18 protein-coding genes and 1 riboswitch are annotated in these 21,139 nt (G+C 54.5%); of the genes, 8 read left to right on the top strand and 10 right to left on the bottom strand.

Features of this window, described 5'->3' with window-relative positions; translation table 11 throughout:
* Nucleotides 1-11: 11 nt before the first annotated feature.
* Nucleotides 12-281, bottom strand: a complete 270-nt coding sequence (locus tag E1H13_RS13030) for a hypothetical protein (protein ID WP_169613853.1) — start codon at nt 279-281, stop codon at nt 12-14.
* 33 nt (nt 282-314) lie between these two features.
* Nucleotides 315-370, bottom strand: a riboswitch (Glutamine riboswitch).
* Nucleotides 371-904: 534 nt separating this feature from the next.
* Entirely contained in the window at nt 905-1,867 is a 963-nt protein-coding gene (locus E1H13_RS13025) for an RNA polymerase sigma factor, RpoD/SigA family (RefSeq protein ID WP_169613852.1), read from the bottom strand.
* 413 nt (nt 1,868-2,280) lie between these two features.
* Between E1H13_RS13025 and E1H13_RS13020 the strand changes: the two genes are divergently transcribed.
* The 5 genes from E1H13_RS13020 to E1H13_RS13000 all read left to right on the top strand — a co-directional run bounded on the left by E1H13_RS13020 (nt 2,281) and on the right by E1H13_RS13000 (nt 8,519).
* The gene (locus tag E1H13_RS13020) at nt 2,281-3,585 is read left to right on the top strand and encodes an ABC transporter substrate-binding protein (RefSeq protein WP_206070440.1); all 1,305 of its coding nucleotides are present in this window, start codon (nt 2,281-2,283) and stop codon (nt 3,583-3,585) included.
* A gap of 197 nt (nt 3,586-3,782) precedes the next feature.
* Nucleotides 3,783-4,682, top strand: a complete 900-nt coding sequence (locus E1H13_RS13015; protein WP_169613851.1) for a sugar ABC transporter permease — start codon at nt 3,783-3,785, stop codon at nt 4,680-4,682.
* Between the two features lie 44 nt (nt 4,683-4,726).
* Nucleotides 4,727-5,617 (top strand): carbohydrate ABC transporter permease, encoded by an 891-nt coding sequence (locus E1H13_RS13010; RefSeq protein WP_169613850.1) that lies wholly within the window; start codon nt 4,727-4,729, stop codon nt 5,615-5,617.
* A gap of 51 nt (nt 5,618-5,668) precedes the next feature.
* Nucleotides 5,669-6,736 carry an ABC transporter ATP-binding protein gene (locus E1H13_RS13005; protein WP_169613849.1) on the top strand — a complete coding sequence of 356 codons (1,068 nt, stop codon included), beginning with the start codon at nt 5,669-5,671 and terminating at the stop codon, nt 6,734-6,736.
* Between the two features lie 337 nt (nt 6,737-7,073).
* Entirely contained in the window at nt 7,074-8,519 is a 1,446-nt protein-coding gene (locus tag E1H13_RS13000; protein WP_169613848.1) for an NAD(P)/FAD-dependent oxidoreductase, read from the top strand.
* Between the two features lie 82 nt (nt 8,520-8,601).
* Here the strand turns inward: E1H13_RS13000 and E1H13_RS12995 are convergent, their stop codons facing one another.
* Genes E1H13_RS12995 through E1H13_RS12980 form a run of 4 tightly spaced genes read right to left on the bottom strand, consistent with a single transcriptional unit; the run spans nt 8,602 to nt 15,421 of the window.
* Nucleotides 8,602-11,466: an NHLP bacteriocin export ABC transporter permease/ATPase subunit gene (locus E1H13_RS12995; protein ID WP_169613847.1), complete on the bottom strand. Its 2,865-nt coding sequence runs from the start codon at nt 11,464-11,466 to the stop codon at nt 8,602-8,604.
* Nucleotides 11,463-13,733, bottom strand: coding sequence for an NHLP family bacteriocin export ABC transporter peptidase/permease/ATPase subunit (locus tag E1H13_RS12990; RefSeq protein ID WP_169613846.1), 2,271 nt, complete (start codon nt 13,731-13,733; stop codon nt 11,463-11,465). The genes E1H13_RS12995 and E1H13_RS12990 overlap by 4 nt, the downstream gene beginning before the upstream one ends.
* A 10-nt stretch (nt 13,734-13,743) precedes the next feature.
* The gene (locus tag E1H13_RS12985) at nt 13,744-14,319 is read right to left on the bottom strand and encodes a hypothetical protein (protein ID WP_169613845.1); all 576 of its coding nucleotides are present in this window, start codon (nt 14,317-14,319) and stop codon (nt 13,744-13,746) included.
* A complete protein-coding gene (locus tag E1H13_RS12980; RefSeq protein WP_169613844.1) occupies nt 14,312-15,421 on the bottom strand; it encodes a cyclic nucleotide-binding domain-containing protein in 1,110 nt (369 codons plus the stop codon). Before E1H13_RS12980 ends, E1H13_RS12985 begins: the two co-directional genes overlap by 8 nt.
* Nucleotides 15,422-15,696: 275 nt before the next feature.
* Between E1H13_RS12980 and E1H13_RS12975 the strand changes: the two genes are divergently transcribed.
* Nucleotides 15,697-15,879 (top strand): hypothetical protein, encoded by a 183-nt coding sequence (locus E1H13_RS12975; RefSeq protein WP_169613843.1) that lies wholly within the window; start codon nt 15,697-15,699, stop codon nt 15,877-15,879.
* 215 nt (nt 15,880-16,094) lie between these two features.
* Here the strand turns inward: E1H13_RS12975 and E1H13_RS12970 are convergent, their stop codons facing one another.
* Nucleotides 16,095-16,493 (bottom strand): hypothetical protein, encoded by a 399-nt coding sequence (locus tag E1H13_RS12970; protein ID WP_169613842.1) that lies wholly within the window; start codon nt 16,491-16,493, stop codon nt 16,095-16,097.
* Nucleotides 16,494-16,498: 5 nt separating this feature from the next.
* A complete protein-coding gene (locus E1H13_RS12965) occupies nt 16,499-17,155 on the bottom strand; it encodes a peroxiredoxin-like family protein (protein WP_169613841.1) in 657 nt (218 codons plus the stop codon).
* Nucleotides 17,156-17,415: 260 nt separating this feature from the next.
* On the opposite strand from E1H13_RS12965, the gene E1H13_RS12960 reads away from it, so the two are divergent.
* Together E1H13_RS12960 and E1H13_RS12955 are read left to right on the top strand one after the other, a co-directional pair.
* Nucleotides 17,416-18,438, top strand: coding sequence for a DUF3179 domain-containing protein (locus tag E1H13_RS12960; protein ID WP_169613840.1), 1,023 nt, complete (start codon nt 17,416-17,418; stop codon nt 18,436-18,438).
* A 142-nt stretch (nt 18,439-18,580) separates the two neighbouring features.
* Nucleotides 18,581-19,462 carry a sulfite exporter TauE/SafE family protein gene (locus E1H13_RS12955; RefSeq protein WP_169613839.1) on the top strand — a complete coding sequence of 294 codons (882 nt, stop codon included), beginning with the start codon at nt 18,581-18,583 and terminating at the stop codon, nt 19,460-19,462.
* Between the two features lie 138 nt (nt 19,463-19,600).
* Here E1H13_RS12955 and E1H13_RS12950 read toward each other — a convergent pair whose 3' ends face one another.
* Together E1H13_RS12950 and E1H13_RS12945 are read right to left on the bottom strand one after the other, a co-directional pair.
* Nucleotides 19,601-20,176 (bottom strand): DUF2808 domain-containing protein, encoded by a 576-nt coding sequence (locus E1H13_RS12950; RefSeq protein WP_169613838.1) that lies wholly within the window; start codon nt 20,174-20,176, stop codon nt 19,601-19,603.
* Between the two features lie 768 nt (nt 20,177-20,944).
* On the bottom strand, nt 20,945-21,139 hold a 195-nt coding region (locus E1H13_RS12945; protein ID WP_240966398.1), incomplete at its 5' end, for an IS1 family transposase.

Here is a 21,139-nt window from a genome sequence, read left to right as displayed (position 1 = left end):
CACTGGCTGGCTCAAAATTCATAGGCTAACTGACCATTCTTTTCAATCCAAATCGTAGAAATCTTCAGCCCTGCCAGGGTAATGGCATGGCGTAGTTGAATTTGGGCATCGTCAAGCTGCCATAACGACCCGTAGTCGCGACAGTTAACCACCAGGGTAGTGTCGGTGGCAAAGGCATAGACCATATTTAAGTCAGTCAATCCAGCTAACGATAGGATAGATTGCCCTAGTTTTTGAGCCTGGCGAATTTGGTAGATTAGCTTCTCAGTTTTTACAGTCATGGTAGTCGCCTCCAAATGTGGTGATGGAAAAGAGGCGCGTTCCTTCGGGAAAATCCCTACTTCCGTCTCCTGCGCTGGAGATGAACGGAGTGACTTGGGGGGGAGAGGAGGGGAGCTCAAGCATCCCAGGGTGTACACACCAGGACCTTCCTTACTCGCAACCAAGCAAGACTGATCTGTCTGTATTCAGTTTTACCAATTTAGAGCCAAAAATCTACTCTGTAGATTATTTGTAAAACTTTTCGTAAATACCCGTAACATCGCAGCGGTTGCTGGTGATTCGCTGAAGCGGATCACAAGTAACAACATCAGTCCGGTAGACCAGACTGATGTTTCGGTGAGAGCGTAAACTCCCAGGGGGTTGAGCTGGAGGAGTGCATCCCAGTTTTGTAAGTTGGCCCACCCTTTCCTGCGGAACGCTTCGCGAACGGGAAGCGCAAGCTCTACATCCCCCAGTCCCTTCTCCCAAAATGGGAGAAGGGGGGCCGGATTCAAAGTCCCTCTCCCGCTCTGGGAGAGGGATTTAGGGTGTAGACGCGGAGCGGCTTCTCTTGAGTGGGCGGCAAAAGTGGGATGCACCCGAGATGAAGTCCCTTATCCCATCGACATAGTGGGAGAAGTTATTACCCAGCCAGATATGCACGCAGGTCTTGTCGGGCAAACCGCAGCTTTTTAATCGCATCTCGCTCAATTTGACGCACTCGCTCGCGACTGACATTGAGTTGCTTGCCCACTTTCGACAGGGAGAGCCCTTCGCCGGTACCCAGCCCAAAGCGGAGAATGAGCACTTCTCGTTGTTGGGGATTCAGCCGATCCAAAATTTTAAGGATGTCCTGTTGCAGGCTGTTGTGGGTGGCAAACTCTTCAGGAGAACGCCCCTGATCGTCTTCCAGCATTTCTCCCAGTTCCGTGTCTCCTTTGTCACCCATGGCCATGTTCAAAGACATGGGCTGCTGGGACTGGGCCAAATACTGCCGCACTTGCTTCAGGGGTAAGTCGAGGTGGTCTGCGACTTCCTCTAGGGTGGCGGTGCGACCTAGATCCTGAGCCAGGGTGCGCTGGGCCCGCTTGATCTTGGTTAGCTTTTCAAAAATGTGGATCGGTAGCCGAATGGTACGGCTCTTTTCGGCAATGGAGCGGGTGACGGCTTGCCGAATCCACCAGTAAGCATAGGTGGAGAAGCGGTAGCCTTTGGTAGGGTCAAACTTTTCTACCCCCCGGTGCAGGCCAATGGTTCCTTCTTGAACCAGATCCATCAGGTCGAGGTTGCGCTTGGTGTATTTTTTGGCAATGGACACGACAAGCCGCAAATTAGCCTCCACCATGCGCAGTCGGGCGGCTTCACCATCTTGCTGCTGTTGCTGTAACTGGTCCACAGATAGCTCTGCTGCCTCGGCCCATTCGTTGATGGTGGGCTTGCGACTGAGGGTGTCTTCTAGCTCGTCAGCAACCTCTGTCAACTGCACTAGCTGCTGCACCTGCTTACCCAGGGAAATCTCCTCTTCTCGCGTCAAGCGAGAAATGCGACCAATTTCCTTGAGATAGGCCTGTACAGAGTTTTGCGTGGCAGATGAATGTTGTGCCATAAAAGTTTTTGAAGAATGATTAACTACAGCCCCCTAACGTGGGCAGCTAATCTTCAATTAATTTTCATCAAAGACTAGCTATTTGATTTAACTTTACTTTCCCAGATGTTTCTGGATAGCGCCTCTATCTATGGGTTAGGGCTGCTACCCCAAGGCTAAAAAAGACTAGAGAAGTGAGGGTGGGTACGGAAATCGCGATCGCGTAACATTTTGAAATCACACCTGGGATAGATGTGATGCGATCGCGATTATCGGTTTGCTGAGTATCTGAGTAAATAATAAGATGAAGTCACAGGACAGCTAGCTAGACTCTTTTACAAGAGATTTCTAGCTTTCTCAGTATCCTGTCTGACTTTTTTCCAACTTATTCTTTTTCCGAAGATTCCGAAGACATCGATTTCAGGTTACGGACTTTGTTTAACTTTTCCTTGAATCGCATTACATTAGCTTGGCGACGGCGGTTTCGTTGGGTGGCGCTGGCCCTGGTGAGTGGGCTGATTGCCCTCACCTATGGTTTGACCGTTTGGGCCCAACAACCAGTCACCATTTCCTTCTTGGTGCGGGCTGTGGAAGCAGACCAAATGCAATCCCTGGCCAACCAGTTTATGGAGGAGAACCCCGATATTCGGCTGGAAATGGTGCGGGGGCCTAACGCCGCAGACGCTGTGGAAGATCTCTATACCACGTCCTTCCTGTTGGGGGACTCTCCCTATGACCTGGTGTTTTCAGACGTGGTCTGGATTCCCAAGTTTGCAGCCGCTGGCTGGTTAGAGGATATTTCCGACCGGGTCAGCGACGAAGAGCTATCAGAGTTTTTAGATGCTGACGTGGTCGCTGGGCTATATCAAGATGGCCTGTATCGCATGCCCTTCCGCTCTGATATGGGCATGCTCTACTACCGCACCGATTTGCTGGAAGAGGTGGGGCTAGAACCCCCAGAAACCTTTGCCGATCTAATTGCGGCTTCACAGGCGATTCAGGAAGAGACTGACACTAACTGGGGCTTTGTCTGGCAGGGCTCTCAGTACGAGGGTTTGGTTACTAATTATGTGGAAATTGTGGCTGGCTTTGGCGGCTTTTGGATTGACCCCGATACCCAGGAAGTGGGGCTTGATCAAGACGCTAGCATCAAAGCTGCTGAATTTATGAAACAGGTGATTAGCGACGGCATTACCCCTGGCGGCGTCACCAATTACCTTGAGGAAGATTCCCTGCGCCAGTTTGAAAATGGCAACGCCGCCTTCCTGCGCAACTGGCCCTATGTGTGGGCCGAGGCCAACAAAGAAGGTTCCCCTGTGGCCGGAAACATTGCCCTGAAGCCGATGGTGCATGACGACGGCCAGCAACCAGCCGCTTGTTTAGGCGGATGGGGCTTTGGCCTTTCAGCCACTACTCCTCACCCTGAAGAAGCCTGGCGGGTGGTGGAATTTTTCACCAGCCCTGAACCGATGAAGGCGTTTGTGATGGAACACGCCTATGTTCCCAGTCGCCGAGCCTTGTTCACCGATCCAGAGGTGCTGGCCGAGTTCCCCCACTTTGAGCAACTGCTGGAGGTGGCTGAAACCGCCATTCCTCGACCACCCATTGGCCAATATGCCCAGCTGTCAGACATCCTACAGCGGTATCTAAGTGCGGCTATTACTAACCAAATGACCCCAGAAAATGCCATGCAAGCCGCTGCCCGAGAAAGCCGCCGAGTGCTTGGCACAGACGGATGAGGGGAAGGTAGAAGGTGCAAGGTGCAAGGTGCAAGGTGTTAGGTGCAAGGTGTTAGGCGCAAGACAGACCCCCAAACCATGAACCGTGAACCGTGAACCGCAAACCGTGAACCGCAAACCGTGAACCGCAAACCGCAAACCGTGAACCGTGAACCGTGAACCGTGAACCGTGAACCGCAAACCCTAGCGATCCAACCATGACCCAAGACTACATTCGACAACGAGAAAAGCGTACCGGCTGGATGTTGGTGATTCCAGCGGTGCTGTTGCTGTTGCTGGTCTATGCTTTCCCGATTTTACGGGCGTTCTGGCTGGGCTTTTTTACCGAAAACCTCAGTACCAACTTGCAGCCAGAATTCAGCGGTTTAGAAAACTATGGCCGCATGATGCAGGATGGCCGCTTTTGGCAAAGTATTGGCAACACGGCCATCTTTACAGTCTTTTCGCTGTTATTTGAGTTGTTGTTGGGGTTAATTATCGCCCTGGCCCTCGATCAAGCTTTTCGAGGCCGGGGGCTGGTGCGTACCATTGCCATTTTGCCCTGGGCCTTGCCGACGGCACTAATTGCCCTGGCCTGGCGCTGGATTTTTAATGCTGAGTTTGGGGTCTGGAATGATATTTTGCTGCGGTTGCAAATTATTGGTAACCCGGTCAATTGGCTGGGGGATCCAAACTGGGCCATGGTATCGGTGATTGCCGCTGATGTCTGGAAGACCACGTCATTTGTGGCGATTTTGCTGCTGGCCGGGCTACAGTCTATTTCCCAAGACCTGTATGAGGCCCACTCCATTGATGGCGCTACCCCCTGGCAAAGCTTTCGGCAGATTACCCTGCCCCTGATTGCGCCCCAGATCTTGATTGCGATGCTGTTTCGCTTTGCCCAGGCCTTTGGCATATTCGACCTGATTCAGGTGATGACGGGCGGTGGCCCTGGGGGGGCCACGGAAATGGTGTCGATTTACATCTATGCCACCGTCATGCGCTATCTGGACTTTGGCTATGGGGCAGCGCTGGTGACCGTGACCTTCCTGATTTTGATTATCGTTGTGGCTCTGGCTGGGCTGGGGCTGAAACGGCTACAGGCCGATACAGAGTAAATCCAGAGATCTAGGGTTTTGGATTGTAGATTTTTGAGCGAACTATGACTACTGCTACGAAGCCAACGACACCCACGCCAGCCTCAACCTCAGACAGCAGTATTCCCTGGAAGCGGATTCTGCTGTGGCTGGCGATCGCATTTACCATCATCTTTAGCCTGGCACCAGTGCTGTGGCAGGTATTAACCTCCATTAAAACCAATGCCGCCATCACCGCTGACCCAACGGTCTACCTTCCAGGGCCTGATCAGCTCACGTTCAGTCACTACATCGACCTGTTTCGAGAAGAACATTTTCATATCTACATCATTAACAGTGCCCTGGTGGCCGTTATTTCTACAATCCTGTGCTTAGGGCTTGGGTCGCCCGCCGCCTACGCCCTGGCCCGGTTAAGAATCCCTGGAGAGCGACTCGTTTTAGGTGCGGTCCTGGTGGTCACCTTATTTCCCTACATTTTGTTGTTCTTGGGTCTGTTAGAGATTGTCCGGGCCTTAGGGTTGGCCAATAACTACCTGGCTCTGATTGTGCCCTACACCGCCATTAACTTACCCCTCACGATTCTGGTGATGCGCAGTTTCTTTCAGCAACTGCCTAAAGATTTGGAAGATTCTGCCAAGGTGGATGGCTACAACACCCTACAGATGCTCTGGCAAATCGTGTTGCCCATGACCCTACCGGCCTTAGTCACCACGGGCATTCTAGCCTTTATCTTTGCCTGGAATGAGTTTCTGTTTGCCCTGACCTTTATGACCCGCGAGTCGATGAAGACAATTCCAGTGGCGGCGGCTCAACTAGGGGCAACCACCCTGTTTGAGGTTCCTTATGGTCCCCTGGCCGCCTCTACCGTAGTTGGGACGTTTCCGCTGGTGCTGCTGGTGTTGTTCTTCCAGCGACGGATTGTACAGGGTCTGACCGCTGGCTCTGTGAAAGGGTAGCTGGATTGACATCAATTTGAATTTTGAGTTTTGAATTTTGAATTAAATACCATGGCCAAACTTGAACTCCAAAATCTAACCAAAGCCTACAGTCAAAAAATTGTGCCGGTAAAGGACTTAAGCCTGTCGGTAGAAGATGGTGAATTTCTTACCTTGGTGGGGCCGTCAGGGTGCGGTAAGTCTACGATTTTACGGATGATTGCAGGGCTTGACCAGCCCACTGAAGGGCGGGTGTTAATTGGGGGTAAGGATGTTAATCCGTTGGCACCGGGCGATCGCAACATTGCCATGGTGTTTCAGAGCTATGCGTTGTATCCCCACATGTCGGTGCAGCAGAACATTGCCTCAGGGTTGAAGCTACGCAATTTGGCGTCTGGCGATATTCAAAAGCGGGTACAAGATGCCTCTCGGGTCCTGGGGTTAGACCCTCTGCTTGACCGTAAACCGGCTAAGCTGTCGGGTGGTCAACGGCAGCGGGTAGCCCTGGCGCGGGCCCTGGTGCGCAATCCCGATGTGTTTTTACTCGACGAACCCCTGAGTAACCTGGATGCCCTCCTGCGGGAGCAGGTGCGGGCTGACCTGAAGCAGATTTTTGAAGATCAGCAGTCCCCGGTGGTGTATGTCACCCACGACCAGACTGAGGCCATGACCCTCTCCACCAAGGTAGCCGTCCTCAGTGATGGCTACTTGCAACACCTGGGTAGCCCCAACGAAATCTATAAGACCCCGGCTAACCGGTTTGTGGCCAGCTTTATTGGCAGTCCCCAAATGAATTTGATCTCCTTAGAACGGGTGAACAATGCGGTATTGCTGGGCGATTCCAAGGTGGATCTACCAGCTAACCTGCCAGCCAAATCCTCCGTGATTATGGGCATTCGGCCGGAACACCTGCGTTTACCTCGGGAAGGCGATCACCAGATTGTGCAGGGCAATGTCTTCCTGGTGGAAAATTTAGGGATGAGCGATCTAATTAGCCTGCGGGTGCATGGCGATGAAAACCTGACCCTACGGGCTCTATTACCTTCTGACGCCACTTGGAGTCGGGAAAATCTGAAGTTGGCCCTACCCCCTGAGTCAATTCACTGGTTCGACACACAGACAGAAGCTCGCCTGAATTAAGGCTCACGCTGACAGGATCAGGCTACACCTGACCCCCTCAGCAATGGTGGTCATATTTTTGTCAGGCAGTACTAGAGCATCGGTTCAGTATGGCTAAAAACCCGGTTTCTTCGTCACTGCTCTAACGACATAATCTGCTGTCTGGCCAAGAAACCAGGTTTCTGTACCGGCGTTCTAGATATACGCTCCTACCTGTCGCCCAGGTCTCAGGAAAAACTCAACCTGTCATCAGGGTAACTTCAGGCTGATTTCCTTCAATGGAGGTGCCCCTGAGCGGGTTAACACCTTAACTCTTAAGGTCGAGATACAAGAAGGCAGCCTAGGGAAGGATGAAGCGATGTCTGTGACCACAGAGCCCACCGTAATTGTGGGGGGAGGGTTTTTAGGGTTGTTTGCAGCGATGCACCTCTGCCATCAGCACCACCCGGCCCCAATTATTTTGATTGATCAAGCGGAACGCTTTGTCTTTAAACCCCTATTATACGAACTTCTGAGTGGTGAGCTAAGTGAGCAGCAGGTGTGGCCCAAGTACGATGACCTGCTCAACTGCGATGAGATCACCTTCATCCATGACCGGGTGGACCAGGTTGACTTGCAGCAGCAGCAGCTCAGGTTGGCCTCTGGCTTGCAGTATACCTATGGCCATCTGGTCCTGGGGGTGGGCAGTACCATGCATGATTTTGGCATTCCCGGGGTTAAGGACTATGGGTTTCCGTTCCGCACCGGGGAAAATGCCCGCCGCCTGGCCCAACACCTGCGACAATGTTTGCAGCGGGCCAGTCAAACCACCGATGCCACTGAGCGGCAGGCGTTGCTGACGGTGGCGATTGTCGGGGCAGGACCGGCAGGGGTTGAAATGGCCGCTACCCTGGGGGACCTGTTGCCCCAGTGGGCTCGCAAGTTTGAGGGGATTCGTTCAGACCTGCGGGTGGTGGTGGTGAATCGCAGTCAGGACATCCTCAAGGGGGATCTGAATGATGGTCTGCGCGACACGGCCAAACAAGCGCTCCGAGAACGGCTGGTACCGGTGGAGATCATGGCTGGTGCCGCAGCAACTGAGATATCGCCCACCGAGTTGACTTATACCCGGGCAGAGCAGTCCCATACGCTACCGACGCAAACAGTCATTTGGACGACTGGCAACCGGGTCAACCCGCTGCTGTCTAGCCTGGATGTGCCGCCAGACAGCCGCGATCGCGGTGGTCGGCTGCGGATCTTACCGACATTGCAACTGCCGGACTACCCGACTGTGTTTGCCGGGGGAGATTGTGCTGTGCTTGACTCTCCTCAACCAGCCACCGCTCAGGTGGCCTATCAGCAGGGAGAGGCGATCGCCACCAACGTGAATGCCCAGGTGCAGGGACAACCGCTGCAACCCGCCCAGGTCACCCTGCGGGGCACCCTGATGAAGTTGGGGCTAGCCGATGGGGCCGCCAATCTGTTTAACCGGGTGGTGATTACGGGCCGTCAGGGGCACCTACTGCGCCAGGCCACCTATTTACAACTACTGCCGAATCCAGTCCACAACTTTAAGGCATCGCTCAGTTGGCTAACCGATGAGCTGCTACAACGCCATACGGTGTCTTCTCGCCCGGCCCGCCAGCGGTCTACCCCGCCGGTTACCCGCTGGGTGGCCAGCACCCTGCTGGGGCTGGGGGTCGCGACCGGGGGGTTGGTGCTGTGGCGCAACGCCAGTCCTGACCATTTCAACACTACCTGGGAAGGAACCGGGCTGCCGACGCTATTGAATCGGGGCGATCGCCCGCATGAACAAGACGACTGATGCCATCTGAGCTTACCGACGTTCTGCGATACCCCTCACCAGAGCCAGAGCCTGGGTTCCTCGCATGGCTGATGCCTTTGGTTCAAAGCTGCTGGCGCTGAGTTAGTTGGGCAAACAAACCGGGTTGATTTGCTAATTCGGCAAAGCAACCCTGCTGTACTACTCGACCGGCCTGCAAAACATAAATCCGGTCAGCATGGCGAATGGTACTGAGGCGATGGGCGATCACGATCCGGGTTACCTTAAGACGACCCAGACTTTCGGTAACAATCGCCTGAGTACGGTTATCGAGGGCACTTGTGGCCTCATCCATCAGCATGATTTGGGGTTGATTAGCCAGGGCTCGGGCAATCAGCAATCGCTGTCGCTGTCCTCCGGAGAGGTTGCCGCCGCCCTCACTCACCACTGTGTGCATTCCCATGGGCAGGGCGCGAATATCTTCAGCAAAACCCACTTGCTCCGCCGCTAGCCAAGCATCCTCTAGGGAAATCAGACCATTCCCAGCAATGTTGTCAAAAATCGATCCGGCGCTGAGGCGACTGGTTTGCAGCACCACCCCCAGTTGTCGGCGGATCGCCACCACATCTAATCCGATCAAATCCTGGCCATCGAAGTACACACTGCCAGATTGGGGCATTTCAAACCCTAGCAGCAGTCGCATCACGGTGGATTTTCCCGAGCCTGATGGTCCTACCAGGGCGATAAATTCGCCGGGTTGGGCCGCCAGGGAAAGTTGGTCAAGGATCAGCGGACCGTCGTCGCGGTAGCGAAAGCCGACCCGATCCAGCCGGATGTTGCCAGAGAGGGGACCGGGATCGCTTTTGGTCAGGTCGATTTCGGGCTGGGCCTGGAGAATGGGGTGCGATCGCCGCCACAGGGGCACCACGTCGATCAAGCTCAATAGGCTATAGCTGAGGGCAGTAGTGCCCCCAATGAAGGTGCCGTAAGCTACGGTAAAGGCAATAAACTGGCCGGTACTCAGGGCCATAACGCTATCATCTCTGCCCCCAACCCACACACTGGCCAGCCAGAACAGGACCAGGGTGGTGAGCGTCGGCAACGCTGTGTTAAATACCTCCACGGCATCTTCCAGCCGTTGGGTACTGAGCGTGAGCCGCAACTGATCGCTGTAGCGCTGCCCCCACTGGTTAAAGGCCCGCTCTTCGGCCCCGGCAATGCGTAGTTTGGCCACCCCGTTGACTAGCTGCACCACCAATCCGTAGAGCTGCCCCTGAATGGCCAGTAGGGGTTCATGTTTGCGGATCAACACCAGACCAGACCCCAGGGTTACCCCCAGAACCAACAGCGCCACCAGTCCAGCGACCCCGGCCAATGGGGGGCTGTAGTAGATCAGTAAGCCCAGATTTAGCAGAGCGAAGGCCCCGGCAAACAGCCCCTGAATAGCCACCTCACTGACCCGGCGGCGGATGCCGTTAATGCTGGATACCCGAGAGTTGAGATCACCAATGGCATACTGCCGGAAAAAGGTGGGTCGTAATTTCAGTAGACGATCCCACACCGCCACCTGAAGATCGGCCTCTGATCGCGTTTCTATGCGCAGGGTGGCGATCGCCTGAGCCAATTGAAAACTAGTTCGGCCCAGGGCCACGGCCAACAAGCCCAGCCCCAACTGAAACAACAGGGAAGTTTCACCGTAGGGAATCACCTGGTCTACCAATAAGGCTGTGGCCTGGGGAACCAACATCCCTAGCAGGGTCGCCACCAGCCCCGTGGCTAAAATCATCAATCCATCCTGGCGCTGCCCCTGGAAGACAAACTTCAGTAGGGTGTCAGGGCGAATCACCGGGGGCAGGGGACGGTAGATCATGGCGGCCTGGGGGGCCAGGCGACCGGCCAGGGTCGGGTCTACGGGCTGGCGATCTCCCCCTTTAGGGTCAAACAGGTCATATCCCCCGGGTTGGGGCAGTAGGGCTACCGGTTGGCCACTATCGCACCAGTTAGCCACCAGGGGGCCATTGTCCTGCTGCCACCAGGTTCCCCGCAGTAATACCCGCCGCAGTCGCACCTGCGAGGCTCGGGCGATCGCGGCTAGAGGATCCTGATAATACTTCTGCCCTGTCCCCTGGGGGGCTGGTTTAATCGTTATTCCCAGGGCATGGCCCACGGCCCCCACGGCCCCTAAGTAGGGATCTTGGGAACTGGCCAGGTCCGAAGGCGTAGGAGATAACACTGTTGTCAGCGTCTGCACCACCTGCTGGGTCAGGCACTGGTTAAGCTGCAACCGTTGGTGTAACCGGTGTTGAGTCTGGCGATCGCGATCCGCCTCCAGCTCTTCCAACAGTTGAAAAAAGTAACGATGCAGCTGCCGCAGTCCCTTCACCAAAATCGTTTTATTTTTCACCTTAGGGGTAGCTCGGGCAAAGAACTCGATGTTGTCTTGCGCCGTCAGAAACATACCTGGCCCCACCGGAAAACAGCCCAACGCCGACTCGACGGGCAACTGTGCCGCACCCATCCAAGCCGCCTGCCCCTGCTGCAACCGCACCCACAACACCTGCGAGGGAGCCGGAATACACACCTGCCCGGCCATCAAAGCAACATAGTGGGTCTCTGGAACCCGTCCTGGCTGAGGTGGTCGTGGCAGCCCCGTCACCTGCCCCAGGTGCTGAATCCAGCCATCAACCAGAGGCGTCAGCATCGCTTGGGAGCAGGTGTCATCCGCCGGAGTAAACGGTAACGGCTGCACCGCCGCTGGTGCCAACGCCACCGCCAATAGCCCCCAGATGCCATCCGCCGGCGCCCCAAACATCGCTGCCCCGGACGACACCGTAAACAGATAGCGTCGCTCCCCTACGGGGTCTCCCTCTTGCAGTCGCACCGCAAATACAGCAATCTGGCCAGACTCGATGAGCCAGGCTTGGTAGGGATCGTTGAGGAACAGTGGGGTGTTAGCCGTGAGCATGGGTGGATGGGTAGCGGTCTTCATGTTTCCTGTTGCAGCAATTCGGCATAGTGCCCGCCCTGGGACCAGAGTTGTTCATGGGTGCCCCGTTGAACCACGGTGCCGCGATCGAGGACGATGATTTCGTCGCAGTCACGGATGGTGCTGAGGCGGTGGGCGACAAGAATGCAGGTACACCCCCGTCGTCTCAGGTTCTGGTCAATGTGGTACTCGGTGGTGCTATCCAGGGCACTGGTGGCTTCGTCAAGGATTAGAATGGCGGGGTTATTGATCAGAGCACGGGCAATTTCCAGGCGCTGACGCTGACCGCCACTGAGGTTAGTGGCCCCTTCCATCAGGGGGGCATCATAGCCACAGGGTTGGGCTAGAATGACGGACTCAATGGCGGCATCCTGGGTGGCACGGCGTAGATCGGCGTCGGGAATTGTACTGTCCCAGAGGGTGAGGTTGTCACGGATAGATCCCTCGAAGATCACAATGTCTTGGTCGACAAAGGCGATGGACTGGGACAGTACAGCGGCGGGCCAGTGGTGGCGGGGGCGACCATCAAAGTAAATGTCACCCTCCCAGGCAGGATAGAGGCCCGCAATTACCCGGGCCAGGGTAGATTTACCAGAGCCACTGCCCCCCACTAGGGCAATGCGCTGCCCCGGTCGAATCGATAGGTTAAAGTCTCGGATCAAGGGGGCGGCCAGGGGTTGATAGCCAAAGGTGAGGTGATGCAGGGCGATCGCTCCGGAAAGGCGCGGAGAATTGAAAGGTGGGGAGGTGGGCGACGCCCTGTTTGGGCCTTGCCCCCAGGCAAGTAAGGGGTCACAGGGGAGACGGGAGGCTGCGGAGGACATTGCCATTTCCTGCCGACGGCTGTCTAGGGTGTCTGCTGGGGCCGTTTGCAAAACATCATCCAGCCGATTCAGGTTGCCCTGGAGAGTTTGCAGGGTGCTGCCAAAGCTCACCAGCTGATTGACGGGGCGCTGAAAGCTTTGCATCAGCAGTTGAAACGCAATCAACATGCCAATGGTTAAGCTGCCGTTTATGACCCGCCAGCCACCGACCAGCAACAGCGCCATGGCCGTCAGAGTGGATATTAGTTCGGGCAGCACCCCCACCAGTCGATTGACCTGACTGAGGGCCTGCTGGGCCTTTAGGGATTTGGTGTAGTAGCCAGACCAGCGGGCAAAAAAGTCGGACTCCAGCCCGGAGGCTTTCAAGGTTTCGATGGTTTGCAAACCTGCGATCGCCACTCCAGATACTTTGCCCCGCTCTTGGGCCAACCGCAGATTGGCATCTACCCGGTGCCGGGCGGCCCATTGCAAGACTAAGATATTGACAGTGGCTAACCCGACGACTAGTAAGGTCAGCAGCCAGTCATACAGAGCCATCGCCACGGCATAGACTGTCGCCAGCACTAAGCTAATCACCGTGGTGGTAAGACGCCCGGACAACACCTGGGCAACCTCGTCGTTCAGGCGAATGCGGCTGGCAATTTCCCCGGCAAAACGCTGCCCATAGAAGTCTGCGGGCAGTCGCAACAGGTGCCAGACAAAGCGACTTGTCATACCCACCGCCAGTTTGATTCGCATGGCTCGTAGATACTGCCGTTGTAGCGCCGTTAGCCAGGCTTGGATACCAGCAGTCAGCAGTAAGACCCCCAACACATAAGGCAACCAACTATCTTGATCACCCACCAAAATGTCATCGATAAAGATTTGGTTGAGAGCTGGCAGGGTCAGTGTTGGCAACACCAGCAAAAGACCCGCCGCCACGGTCAGTAGCAGGGCCCCCCTGGCGGGACTGAGGCGATGCACCAGCGACCTTAGAATCCGGGGATGGTGGCCACCAGGGGTAAATCTCTCCCCGGGACTAAAGGTAAGGGTGATGCCAGTATAGCCCTGGTCGAATTCCTCTAACGTTACCTGGCGAGGACCAGTGGCCGGGTCATTTAAGGCAATCCGGTCTCCTTGAAAACCCTCAACCACCAAAAAATGATTAAAGTGCCAGAACACCATAAAAGGGGGAGGCACTTGCTGCACTCGGCTCAGACTTTTCTTAAAGCCTGCGGCCTCTAGCCCATAGTACCGAGCGGCCTTCAATACATTGGCGGCGGTTACCCCATCCCGCGAAACACCACAGGCTTGGCGCAGTTCTGCCAGGGGCACATAACGACCGTAGTAGCCCAAAATACTGCCAAGGGCAGCAGCACCACATTCCACCGCTTCCATTTGTAAGACGGTGGGGGTTTTAACCCGATTGGGCCGGGTGAAGACCTGCCAGGGGTGGATGTAAATCATTGTGGGATCGCTAGGGAGACTCCAAAAACGGTAAGACAAAGCTCAAGGGGCGCTTTTCAGCCAGGGTGATGCGCCCTTCCACCCCGACCCCGGGTGCCACCATGGCTGCGGGCACCGCTGTCTCGGGCAGAGGCACAATCAGGTCTAAGGGGTCAGGGTCTCGCAGTGCGGCTGTGGCTGGTTGATCGCGCACAGCGGCCAGGGTCAGGGGCTGGCCTGATACCACCGCTTGTACCGCTGCCATTAAAGGGGGATGGCTCAAATCTGCCAGGGGATCTGGCATTAGCGCCACGGTCATGCCAGGTTGTATCCGCCCCCGGTAACGCCCTGCCACAGAAAGGAAGGCCACCGGAGTGCCGTCCTCGCCCTGGACCAGAACCCCAGAGGCCTGGGCCGTCACGGGAATCCGCCCCCACCAGCCCCAGGTCGCCCCCACCCCCAGGAGCAGGGCCATGGTTGCCAGGGGCAGCCAGCGCCGTAGGCTGACGATCGGCATCAACTCATCCAGCCGCTCTGGGGATGAAAGACGCTCCAGAGATTCCTGACGAAAGAGGGGATGAGGTTGCTTTGTCGAGGGTTCAGCCATATCCGCCTCCGAGTTGTTGCAACATCCAGTTAAATTTAGCTCCCCCTTCAGAGAGGGTTTGCAGGGCCTCTAAGTCCAGGGTTTGGTCAGTGTCACCCTCAGGGCCAGCCTGGGTATCAGCGGTGGAAAAATTGGCGATCGCAGCTCTGGGAGGGGCCGCCGCTTTAGCATCAATACCATGGCGATCGCGGAGGCGATCGCGGATGGCCTGCATCAACTCCAAGATCTGCACTGCAATAATTCGGTAGAACCGGGCGGCAAACCCCCTATCAACGTGCAGCTTGGTGACCAACATGTCACAGGGTACCGCCAACAGTCGACAGTGGGTGGTAGTGCGAATGGTCACTGGCAGGGGACTGAAATCCACAAATGAAATTATTCCTGGCAAAGCGCCCTGGCTGATTGTCGTCAGGGCGATCCATTGGCTCGGAGGGAGGTTGAGGTTGGCAAAACAGAGTTGAATGGGTGTAATGCCGGTGGGTGGTGCAGTAATTTCTAAGCAGCCGTCCAGCACAATATAGAAAGCATCCACAGGTCGCCCTGCTCGCAGCAGGGTCTGTTCCGGCCCTAGCTCGTGCACCATACCGAAGGACACCAGCCAATCAATATCGCTGTCTTGCAACTCCCCAAAGACCGACAGCACCTGCCGGACCTGCCCCGGTTGCATCGCCCTGATGCTGCCCTGGTATTCAAATAACCGTCTTAGTCGGTGGGAGAGAACCACGGCCACACAGCGGTAAAGGTGGGCCGCGAAGTCTAGATCTTGCTGCAACTTCAGGTGCAAAGCCGCTAGCTCGATAGACAACACCTGAGCCCCTTTCAGGACGCTGACATGGGCAAGCGGCTCAGTTCCTAGCAGCCCTGAGATCCCGGCCATCTCCCCTGCCGTCAACCTATCTGTGGCGTCCGACCCCTTCGCATTTTGCCGATCTGCCCAGGCTAACTGTACCGCTAACTGCCCCTCTACTAGCACATACAGGTGGGTTTGGGGTTGCCCTGGGGTGATCAGCTCAGTATTGGCTGTCAACTGCGATCGCACCCCCTGGGCTAGTAACCAGTCCAGGTCAACATTTGATAGCGATCGCAATAAAATATCTTCCATAAAACACCTCCCATAAACAGCCAGATCAAAAAGAATATAGAATAAGTAATGACGATTACATTTCAGTCCAAGGTGTTGTGTATTTAACTACTTTTTTAGGTGCTTATCCAAGTACTTGTCAAAGCTTTGCCATAGTTTATCTGATTTTAAGTCTAATAAAATGAGAATCTTTTTATCTGTTTCTCATCCTAGATTCATTCTAATTATTGTCAAGCCATTAGGGTAAAGGTGTTCGAGATTAAGCAATCTAATTGTTGAATTCCAAAGGAATACCTATGACTGAAGATCAAAAAATGCAAAATCAACAAGCCGAACAACAAGAACAAGTCTCTGATGAGCAGCTTGAGAATGTTGCAGGTGGATCGGGTTCATCCAATCCCGATCAACTAACCGAAGAAAATACGACTGATCCTATGGAACGTTTTCGCGAGATGCGGCGCGAAAATCGGGATAAGTAATCCCACGATAGATCAAGGTTCTCGAGTTGTTCCTTTAACTCAAAGGCTCTCTTTAATAGAGAGCCTTTTCTGATCAAATCCTGGTTTTATTTGAAATCAGTGCCCCAAGACTATACCAAGTCCAGCTCGGGATCTAGAGTTTTCCCACAGGCAGAACTCCAGGTCTGGACTTGAATCTGGTTTATAACGATTCCTGGTTGCACGAGGTACGTCGCTCAGGATACCGTCCAGCGAGTGTCCAAGTCCCTCAAGGAAAACAGCGTATAGCAAGCCGCCAGCATAGGCCAAGCCGCAAAAAAAAGCAAGTTGTTGAAAGGATCCAAGTATTGGGGAAAAGACGACAGGGTGGAAATTCCATGGAATACCAGGATGGCACCATAGGTCAGCGTTTTTTGGTAACCTACAACAAACCCAATAATCAAAATCAGTTCTAGGATACCTAAGATATAGAACGCTGTTGGTCCTAAGCCGCCGATAAAGTAGAAGTTTTCAAAAATGGCAGCGGCATGCTCTGGCATAACCAGCTTATCCAGCGTCCACATCAGAAAAACCAGAAAAACACTCAACCTTAGTAACAGCAAGGACAACGAAACTCGTGATTGTATGGAACTCATAATGGCTATGCTGTAACATTCAGGTTTTTCAGTACCATCAAAATGCCTTCTGGGTCCTGACGCTTTTGATAATTAGCATTGACAAACCCATGGGCAATGACGCCATCCCTCCCCACTACATAGGTCGCTGGTAGGGGCAGTTCAAAACTGTCATCACCGTTATAGGCGGGTAGATCAATACCCATCGATTGATAGATTGGCCGTAGGGGCTCGGGCACTGTAAAGACCAAACCGAAGGACTGCGCCACCCGGTTCCCCTGATCACTAAGAACCGGAAAAGATAGGTGGTGTTTTTCTGTGGTCGACAGGGAGTTATCGGGGGTTTCTGGGGTGATCTCGACCAGGGCGGCACCCAGGGCTTGGATCTCAGGTAGGGCCTGTTGCAGGGCGCGCAACTCTAAATTGCAAAAGGGGCACCAACCGCCCCGGTAAAAGCTAATGACCACAGGACCTGACTTCAGTAGTTTAGACACGCTGACCAGCTGACCGGTGGCATCGGGAAGGGTGATTTCCGGGATGCGATCGCCGGTTGACAAGCTGTTGTCAGCGATGCCAGATTCCAGTAAATTTTGAGCAGCCTTAGCCATTTCAGCCTTAGCCGCCTCAGGCAGCTGAGTCTGCATCTGAGCTGCAAGGTTGGCTAGATCTTGGGTTAAGGTCATGGCATCTCTCGATTAACATCATTGTTAGGGATGGTGACAGCCTCAGATGAGATTGCCCTGAGAGCCCTCTAATAAAAAGACCGCTGTCATTAAGGTGGGCCGGGGCAAAATGTCTATGGCCAGGGCCGAGACCAGCGGCTACCCTAACCTCAGAGGGCCTCAGAGGGATGAAAAACCATCAGGAATGTCTCACGAGACACTCATCCCCCATTCAGGTAACCTCGCCATCCTAGAAACAGACTTGATTAGGATTGGCCACCATGAAACCTGCTCGAACCATTGCTATCGGTGCCCTCGCCACCGCTGCTCTAGTCACTGGGGCGGCGATTGTCGAAGCGGGGGGGTGGGATAACTTTAAGCTGCGCTACTATGCCTGGACCAGCATTTTCCACGACCAGACCCAGGAACTCGACGATCTGCGATCGCAGTCCATAGCACCAGAAGCCACCAGCCGGATTGATTTGGCCCAGCTACTCGACGGCGGCCCCCCCAAAGACGGCATTCCCAGCATTGACCAACCCAGCTTTGATACGGCCAGCACCACCCCCTTTGGGGAGAATGATTTGGTGGTCGGGGTGGTGATCAACGGTGAAGCTAAAGCCTACCCCTTCAACATTCTGAACTGGCATGAAATTGTCAACGATACGATTGGGGGGGTGACTGTGACGGTCACCTATTGTCCCCTGTGCGATACCATCGTCGCCTTTGAGCGGGGAGACACCACCTTTGGGGTATCGGGCAAACTCTACCAGAGCTGTCTGGTCATGTTCGATCGCAGCGATGACAGCCTATTTGCCCAACCCTGGGCCCAGGGCATTGCCGGTCCCCAGGTGAATCAAAACCTAGATCGAGTTCCGGCGGTGAAAACCACCCTGGGGGCTTGGCTGGCCCAACATCCCGACAGCCAAATTCTGTCAACCCAGACCGGTCACCGCCGCGATTACCAGCGCTATCCTTACGGTACCTATTACACCGATGAACGGATTATTTTTCCGGTACGCCACCAGGATCAGCTGGAACATCATCCCAAAACCATCGTGAGTTATGTGTGGGAAGCCGACGATCAAACGCCCCACAATCGGTTTTCTGGGGATAGTTATGCCTTTGTCCATGACCAGCTAGCCCAGGGGGGCACCCAGGAGGTTGAATTAGCCGGTTGTACCCTTTTGGCCCGTTGGGACAGCGATCTGGCCACGGTGGTGGTAGAAGATCGTGATGGCCATGAAATCCCCAGTACCACAGCCTTTGCCTTTGTCTACCCGGCCTTCTTTGGTACTCCCTAGGGCATAACGTAGGCGTATTCCTTACGGCGGGAAGCGATGCCTGTAATAGAATTCAGGAGCCAGGAGTCAGAATACAAAAAAGCTCTGGATTCTGGCCTATCCAAAGTTTCCCGGCTTCAATTTCACGCTCATTAAAGGCACAATGATTTTTGACTATTGGTACATGTTTCCCATCGCCATAGCGATCGCCACCGTTGCCATGGCTTCTGGAGTGGAAGGGGCCACTTTTTTTACCCCGCTGTTTATTTTGGGGCTGGGCTTACCCACCGAAGTTGCTGTGGGCTCTGGCCTGATCACGGAGGTATTTGGCTTTTCCAGCGGGCTCTATGCCTATATGCGCAAGCAATTGATTGACTACAAACTGGGCCAGATGCTGCTGCTGGTGACCATTCCATTAGCTCTGGTGGGGACATGGGCGGCTGCCGCCATTCCAGAAACCGTGCTGAAGGGGATTTTAGGGGTAGGGCTATTTGCGATCGCCGCTAGTTTTTTACACACCCCCAATATTCCCAATATTGACGACCTGGGCCTGCTGGACCCAGACATCAACGTCCACCACCCTGCCCATTCCCAGACTTGCATCACCTCGGCCAAAGGACATACCTTCTGCTACACCGTGGCTAATCGCACCGAGGGGCAACTGTTGGCCGGGATTGGGGCCTTGTTTTTAGGCATGACATCCACCGGGTTGGGGCAACTAAATGGGTTCTTTCTGATTAAACGTTGCCGCATCCCCAGTCCAGTGGCTGTGGCGACCAGCGTGTTTGTGGTTGCAATCTCGGCTCTGGTGGCGTCTGTCGGTCACGTTGCCCAGTTTATCCAGGCCGGTGGTGATACGTTGAGTATGGTACTGAGCCTGGTTATCTTTACGGCACCAGGGGTGCTGATTGGTGCGCAATTGGGCGCCATAGTCGCGACTCGCCTGCCGCAACGCCAGCTTGAGCGCGCCATGGGTATCTTATTTGTCATTGTCGGTGGGCTTTTGCTGGGGGAAATTGTGCTGCGATCGCAAACATCTCTCTGAGAATGAGAACTGAGAATGGGAAGCAGAAGCGGTTACGGCGTGGCGTTCAGCATATGGAACCGCCAGTGACGAGACTCGCCACTGGCTCAAGCCATCACAAAAAGACAGCGCTATCCCCAACTGAGCTTAGTTGTGAGCTTAGTTACTGGTGTCATAGAGGTGGATACGGCCATAGCCCAGAAATTGGCCCACCCCATTCTCCCCGGCGGGATAGCCAGTGACCCCAAATAGGTACACCCCACCCCAAGGGTTATAGGCTGTGCGCAGGGTGACCGTCACCGTTTCCCCAGGCTGCACCGGCTGATCAAACACCAGCAACACCTCGTGGGGGTTTTCGGGGACACCGCCAACACTGGCTAGGGATAATTCTGGCCCCCGGGCATAGGCAACCCCCTGCTGAGCCGTACTGGCATCTAGGGTAAAGTTAATCCGCTTAGCATGGTCACGGGGGGTAACAACGATCGCTTCTAGGGCTTCTCCAGCATTTTCGGGTACTTCAATCACAAAGTGATAGCGCCCTCTAGCTCCAGAATGGATATCGCGGGTCGTCGCTTCCACTAAGGTGGGGGGGCGGTCAAACATGACCCGTCCATCTGGCAGCGTTACTGCCTCTACGGACATAGCCGCAGCAGTGCCTAAAATACCTACCCCCAGCGCACTCACCTTTAAACTTTTAGCGAAATTTTTAGTTAGATTATAAATCCAGGTTTTCATCGCTTGATTCCTCATTATGCAACAGGAAGAAAGCTCGGTTTCTGTCCACAGGCTTTCTACAGCGGTAAGATCACGACTCATCCGCTCTGGCTAATTTGTCTACAGCTAACCCGCTCGGAACTCAGTTCAAGCAAGACTTCTTACATCTCGACCGAGCTTGAAATGACAGAAAGAATTTCAAAGAACGTGTAGATTTTTCTCGGGCGGGACTAAAACTATACCGTGCTCAGGCACTGGTTATCACCATCTATTTAGTTAATCAAAAAGCCATACCAAAAAGATGAATTTGCCCTGAGTAAACACTTAAATTTTCCTGAGTAAGCGAATGTAGAGAACTATTGTTAGCCTTGACACTGCACTAATGTTGAGCCCAAAAAAAATGACGGGAGATGTGACTTAAGGTTCACAGCTCACGGTAAGCGGTTTAAAAGTGAGCCCTGTACCGTTTACCGTAGACCGCTCACCGGAAACCCTTCAATGCTAGCTTGACAGACCATTAGCACAGAACCCTGACTGGGTGCATCTCACTTTTGCAGCCCACTCAAGAGAAGCCGCTCCGCGTCTACACCCTAAATCCCTCTCCCAGAGCGGGAGAGGGACTTTGAATCCGGCCCCCCTTCTCCCATTTTGGGAGAAGGGGCTGGGGGATGTAGAGCTTGCGCTTCCCGTTCGCGAAGCGTTCCGCAGGAAAGGGTGGGCCAACTCGCAAAACTGGGATGCACTCGCCCTGACTCCTGACTCCTGACTCCTGACTCCTGGTAGTGAATTTTAGTGCAGGCCAGAGGAAAAGACCGGATGACCTTGCTTGGCCAACTTCTCTCTGATGCAGCGATTGTAGTCATGGATGAATAGCCAGATGGCCCCAATGTGGTTCTCGAGCTTTTTAGAGAACGACAGGGTCTTTCTCACCAGTCGCGCCACCCGCTGCCTCAACGTGTTGTTCAAACGCTCGATGTAACTGGT

The sequence above is a fragment of the Nodosilinea sp. P-1105 genome (assembly GCF_012911975.1).
Taxonomy (GTDB): Bacteria; Cyanobacteriota; Cyanobacteriia; order Phormidesmidales; family Phormidesmidaceae; genus Nodosilinea.
This window is presented reverse-complemented; position numbering and strand designations above follow the sequence as displayed.

Coding starts and splice junctions, on each gene's coding strand:
- E1H13_RS13030 (WP_169613853.1), bottom strand. CDS start 281: ATGACTGTAAAAACTGAGAAGCTAATCTACCAAATTCGCCAGGCTCAA.
- E1H13_RS13025 (WP_169613852.1), bottom strand. CDS start 1,867: ATGGCACAACATTCATCTGCCACGCAAAACTCTGTACAGGCCTATCTC.
- E1H13_RS13015 (WP_169613851.1), top strand. CDS start 3,783: ATGACCCAAGACTACATTCGACAACGAGAAAAGCGTACCGGCTGGATG.
- E1H13_RS13010 (WP_169613850.1), top strand. CDS start 4,727: ATGACTACTGCTACGAAGCCAACGACACCCACGCCAGCCTCAACCTCA.
- E1H13_RS13005 (WP_169613849.1), top strand. CDS start 5,669: ATGGCCAAACTTGAACTCCAAAATCTAACCAAAGCCTACAGTCAAAAA.
- E1H13_RS13000 (WP_169613848.1), top strand. CDS start 7,074: ATGTCTGTGACCACAGAGCCCACCGTAATTGTGGGGGGAGGGTTTTTA.
- E1H13_RS12995 (WP_169613847.1), bottom strand. CDS start 11,466: ATGAAGACCGCTACCCATCCACCCATGCTCACGGCTAACACCCCACTG.
- E1H13_RS12990 (WP_169613846.1), bottom strand. CDS start 13,733: ATGATTTACATCCACCCCTGGCAGGTCTTCACCCGGCCCAATCGGGTT.
- E1H13_RS12985 (WP_169613845.1), bottom strand. CDS start 14,319: ATGGCTGAACCCTCGACAAAGCAACCTCATCCCCTCTTTCGTCAGGAA.
- E1H13_RS12980 (WP_169613844.1), bottom strand. CDS start 15,421: ATGGAAGATATTTTATTGCGATCGCTATCAAATGTTGACCTGGACTGG.
- E1H13_RS12975 (WP_169613843.1), top strand. CDS start 15,697: ATGACTGAAGATCAAAAAATGCAAAATCAACAAGCCGAACAACAAGAA.
- E1H13_RS12970 (WP_169613842.1), bottom strand. CDS start 16,493: ATGAGTTCCATACAATCACGAGTTTCGTTGTCCTTGCTGTTACTAAGG.
- E1H13_RS12965 (WP_169613841.1), bottom strand. CDS start 17,155: ATGACCTTAACCCAAGATCTAGCCAACCTTGCAGCTCAGATGCAGACT.
- E1H13_RS12960 (WP_169613840.1), top strand. CDS start 17,416: ATGAAACCTGCTCGAACCATTGCTATCGGTGCCCTCGCCACCGCTGCT.
- E1H13_RS12955 (WP_169613839.1), top strand. CDS start 18,581: ATGATTTTTGACTATTGGTACATGTTTCCCATCGCCATAGCGATCGCC.
- E1H13_RS12950 (WP_169613838.1), bottom strand. CDS start 20,176: ATGAAAACCTGGATTTATAATCTAACTAAAAATTTCGCTAAAAGTTTA.